The following is a 4,129-nucleotide window of genomic DNA, read 5'->3' as shown; positions in this document are numbered from 1 at the left end:
GCTCTGGGGCTTGGCGGGGGTCGCCGGGGTCTTCCGGAGTCTCGGTGCGTCGGCTGCGCGCCTTCGTACGGGGTCGCGGCCCCTCGCTTCCATACTCGTACGTGCTCGCGATGATCTCGACGCGTCGGTGATCGCCCTCCCCCGTGACCGCCGGTCGTGATGACCGCCGGTCCCGGTGTCGGAAGCGTCCCGATCCGTCGCTGCCGCTGTCGTACGTGGTCGCGTGGGCCCGGTTCCGTCGTACGGCCGCACGAACCGCACGGCCCGTGCAACTGCACGGTGCCGTGCGCCGGTGTGCGCCGACTCCGGCTCGCGCCGGGCGTGCGCCGCTACGCCGCCCCGGTGCCGCCGCCGCCCGGCAGGCTGGCGGCGTGGGTGATGACGTCGTCGATGAGGCCGTAGTCCTTGGCCTCGTAGGCGTCGAACCAGCGGTCGCGGTCGGAGTCGCGGGTGATCTGCTCGACGGACTGGCCGGTGTGGTGGGCCGTGAGCTCGGCCATGCGCTTCTTGGTGTGCAGCAGCCGCTCGGCGTGGATCTTGATGTCGGAGGCCGAGCCGGCCAGGCCGGCGGAGGGCTGGTGGATCAGGATCTCGGCGTTCGGCAGCGCGAAGCGCTTGCCCGGCGTGCCCGCGCTGAGCAGGAACTGGCCCATGGAGGCGGCGAGGCCCATGGCGATGGTCACCACGTCGTTCTTGATGAACTGCATGGTGTCGTAGATCGCCATACCGGCCGTGATCGAGCCGCCGGGGCTGTTGATGTACAGGTTGATGTCCTTGTCGGGGTCGGCGGCAAGGAGCAGCAGCTGTGCGGTGATCTTGTTCGCGATGTCGTCGTCGACCGGCTGGCCGAGGAAGATGATCCGCTCGCCGAGCAGCCGGTTGTAGACCTGGTCGCCGAGGCCACCACCGATGGAAGGCTCAGCGGCGGAGGGCATCAGATTCGTCACGTATCCACCTGCTCGTCTTACGACGGCGCCGGGCCGTCTCACGTCTTCTGCTGGGGCCTGGGACTCCGTGTGCGCCCCTGTCGGGCGGCTCCGGGGACTCCCCTGCCCTCGTATTCATGGACCCTAACGCGCGGGTCCCTCCGGGGAATCCCGCAGAGGGAACTGTTCGCTGTCAGCGCATGTGCTCCGCGGGGTTGGCCGGGTCTCGGGGGTGCCGTGGTTGTGGGTCGCCCCGTTTCCGGCAGGCACCGTCACGGGGCTCCGCCCCGAACCCCGGTGCGGTCTCGTCTGCCGGGTTCCTGTCGGTGGTCGGCCGCTGGTCTCGGCCGCTGGTCTCGGCCGCTGGTCTCGTCGTGGCTTGTCGCGCAGTTCCCCGCGCCCCTGAGAGCGTGGGCGCGCCCGGCGCGATGACGCGCCGCTACCACACGCACCGCCGTCACAATGCACACCCCCACAGCGCACCGCTATCACGACGCACCGCACCGCGGCACGCCGCTATCACAACGCGCCCGCAGGACAACGCACCGCCACCACAACCCACCGCTACCACGACGCACCGGCTGCCACGGCGCACCGCGCCACGTCGCGTCACGACGTGGCGCGGCGGGCCCAAGGCGGTCATGGCGCGGCGCACCCGTCGGCGTCCGGGTGTACGGACGTACGGACGCCGACGGGCCCCGAGAGCCGCAGGCGCGGTCTCGGGGCCCGTCAGGGGTGTGCTACGGGTGCCGAGGAGGTCAGGCCTCCGGCTTGTCCTCGGCGGCGGCCTCCGCGGCCTCGGCCGTCTCGGTGGCTTCCGCCGTCGCCTCGTCCTCGTCCTCGTCGTCCAGGTCGACGACCTCGCCGTTGGTGTCCTTCACCGTGGCGGCCTCGACGACCAGGGCCAGGGCCTTGCCGCGGGCGACCTCGCCGACGAGGAGCGGGACCTGGCCGCCCTCGACGACCGCCTGGGCGAACTGGTCGGGGGACATGCCCGAGGAGGCGGCGCGGCGCATCAGGTGCTCCGTCAGCTCCTCCTGGTTGACGTTCAGCTTCTCCTGCTTGACGAGCTCGTCGAGCACGAACTGGGTCTTGATGCCCTTGACCGCGGCCTCACGGGTCTCGGTGTCGAACTCCTCCGCCGACTTGCCCTGGATCTCCAGGTACTTGTCGAGGGTGAGGCCCATCTGACCGAGCTGGTGGTGCTCGAGGTTGTGCTTGCGGGTGTTGATCTCGTCCTCGAGCAGCTTCTCGGGAACGGGCACCTCAACCAGCTCCAGCAGCTTCTCCAGGACACGCTCCTGGGCCTGCGTGGCCTGGTCGTACTGCTTCGTGTTCTCCAGGCGCGTACGGCTGTCCGCCTTCAGCTCCTCGAGCGTGTCGAACTCGGACGCGAGCTGCGCGAACTCGTCGTCCAGCTCCGGAAGCTCACGGGCGGCGACCTGCGTGACCTTGACGGTCACCTCGGCCTCCCTGCCCGCCGCCGAGCCGCCCTTGAGCTCGGAGGTGAAGGTGGCCTCGCCACCGGTCTCCAGGCCCTTGACGGCGTCGTCGATGCCGTCGAGCAGCTCGCCGGAGCCGATGGTGTAGGAGACACCCTCGGCAACGCCGTCCTCCAGCACCTCGCCGTCGACCTTGGCCTCCAGGTCGATGGTGACCACGTCGCCGTCCTCGGCGGCGCGCTCGACCGGGGACGTCGAGGCGAAGCGCTCGCGCAGCTGCTCGACCGCCTTGTCGATGTCCTCGTCGGTCACCTCGACGGCGTCGACCTCGACCTCGATACCGGAGTAGTCCGGGATCTCGATGGTCGGGCGGATGTCGACCTCGGCGGTGAAGGACAGCAGCTCGTTGTCCTTCAGCTCCGTGATGTCGACCTCGGGCTGGCCGAGGACGTTCAGCTCGGCCTCGTTGACGGCCTCGGTGTAGAACTTCGGAAGCGCGTCGTTGACGGCCTCCTCCAGCACGGCGCCACGACCGAACCGCTGGTCGATGACCCGGGCCGGGATCTTGCCCTTGCGGAAGCCCTTCACCGTGACCTGCTGGTTGATCTTCTTGTACGCCGCGTCGAGGCTGTCCTTGAGCTCCTCGAAGGGCACCTCAACAGTGAGCCGAACCCGGGTCGGGTTCAGGGTCTCGACGGCGCTCTTCACGGTTCGGTCTCCTTGTGGCTGACTTCTTGGGGGTTCTGCTGCGCACCGCTGCCAAATCGGACGACCGGGCAGAGCCTCAGCTGATTAGCGGGCCCTTGAGAGACGTAACGGTGCAGACACACGGGCGCGCAGTTTGCATAGTAACCGCAGGCGCTACACGCCCCCAAAAGGAGAGCCCGGGGCTCCGGACCGCCCGTGGTGGATTCGGGCTGGTGGTCGGGGTGGCGGGATTTGAACCCACGGCCTTCCGCTCCCAAAGCGGACGCGCTACCAAGCTGCGCCACACCCCGTCTGGTGTGCGACACGTAGGGTACATGCCCACAGGCAGTGCGGCTGCCGCATTCCACGAGCGACGGCCGTGCGCCGGTGCTGACGGAAACCGGGTGTGCGGCGAGGGCGTACGACCCGCTACGATGCCTCCTGTGCCGTGGTCACCTGACCTGCGGCGCGGCCTACGCGGGCGTAGCTCAATGGTAGAGCACTAGTCTTCCAAACTAGCTACGCGGGTTCGATTCCCGTCGCCCGCTCCATACGGCTCAGGGCCAGGTCAGAGGATGATTCCTCCGCCTGGCCCTGATCGTTTTCTGGGGCGGTCTTCAGGGCGTACGGATGCCCTTCGGCGCCGTGAAGGGCGACGACTCCCCTGTCCGCGGCCGGGGGCCCACGTCCTGCGGGGACGGCAACTGCTCGGGGACATGAGGCGCGGCGTCCCCATCACACGGCCGGTCCGGTTCAGCGCGTCGGACACGGCGAACTCGGCGGCGCGGGAGATACCGAAGTCGATGACGCGGGGGTCGTCGCCGGCGAGTGCGCGACGGGAGCGGGCCGTGCCGTCGTACGTATGCGGGATGTGGAGCGTGGCCGCCCAGGGGCGCGGCGCGTCGGCGTCCACGACGGGCATGGTGAGGGCGCCGCCGGCCCGGCGGGCCGCGGCCGGTTCATGACGGAACCGGGTGCGGAACTCATCGGCTTCGCTCGAGCAGGGAGCTTGGGGGAGAGCGAGGTGGACGACGTAGTCGCGTGGCGTCATCCCCGTACGCTCCCCCTCCCCGC

The 4,129-nt window shown here is 69.6% G+C and carries 2 protein-coding genes, 2 tRNA genes and 1 pseudogene; 1 reads left to right on the top strand and 4 read right to left on the bottom strand.

Translation table 11 applies throughout. From position 1 onward, the window contains the following. Nucleotides 1-329 precede the first annotated feature (329 nt). The 3 genes from FNH04_RS42490 to FNH04_RS42480 all read right to left on the bottom strand — a co-directional run bounded on the left by FNH04_RS42490 (nucleotide 330) and on the right by FNH04_RS42480 (nucleotide 3,366). Nucleotides 330-947 carry an ATP-dependent Clp protease proteolytic subunit gene (locus FNH04_RS42490; protein WP_322725467.1) on the bottom strand — a complete coding sequence of 206 codons (618 nt, stop codon included), beginning with the start codon at nucleotides 945-947 and terminating at the stop codon, nucleotides 330-332. Between the two features lie 737 nt (nucleotides 948-1,684). Next, entirely contained in the window at nucleotides 1,685-3,076 is a 1,392-nt protein-coding gene (tig, locus tag FNH04_RS42485; protein ID WP_322725466.1) for a trigger factor, read from the bottom strand. A 213-nt stretch (nucleotides 3,077-3,289) separates the two neighbouring features. Beyond that, nucleotides 3,290-3,366 (bottom strand) — tRNA-Pro (locus FNH04_RS42480). A gap of 166 nt (nucleotides 3,367-3,532) precedes the next feature. Between FNH04_RS42480 and FNH04_RS42475 the strand changes: the two genes are divergently transcribed. Beyond that, nucleotides 3,533-3,606: transfer RNA gene (locus FNH04_RS42475), tRNA-Gly, on the top strand. A 17-nt stretch (nucleotides 3,607-3,623) separates the two neighbouring features. Here FNH04_RS42475 and FNH04_RS42470 read toward each other — a convergent pair. After that, a pseudogene (locus tag FNH04_RS42470) lies at nucleotides 3,624-4,129 on the bottom strand (hypothetical protein); the annotation flags it as partial.

The organism is Streptomyces phyllanthi (assembly GCF_009377205.1).
Classification (GTDB): Bacteria; Actinomycetota; Actinomycetes; order Streptomycetales; family Streptomycetaceae; genus Streptomyces; species Streptomyces phyllanthi.
The sequence above is the reverse complement of the archived record's forward strand: the minus strand, read 5'-3'. Positions and strand labels throughout refer to the sequence as shown.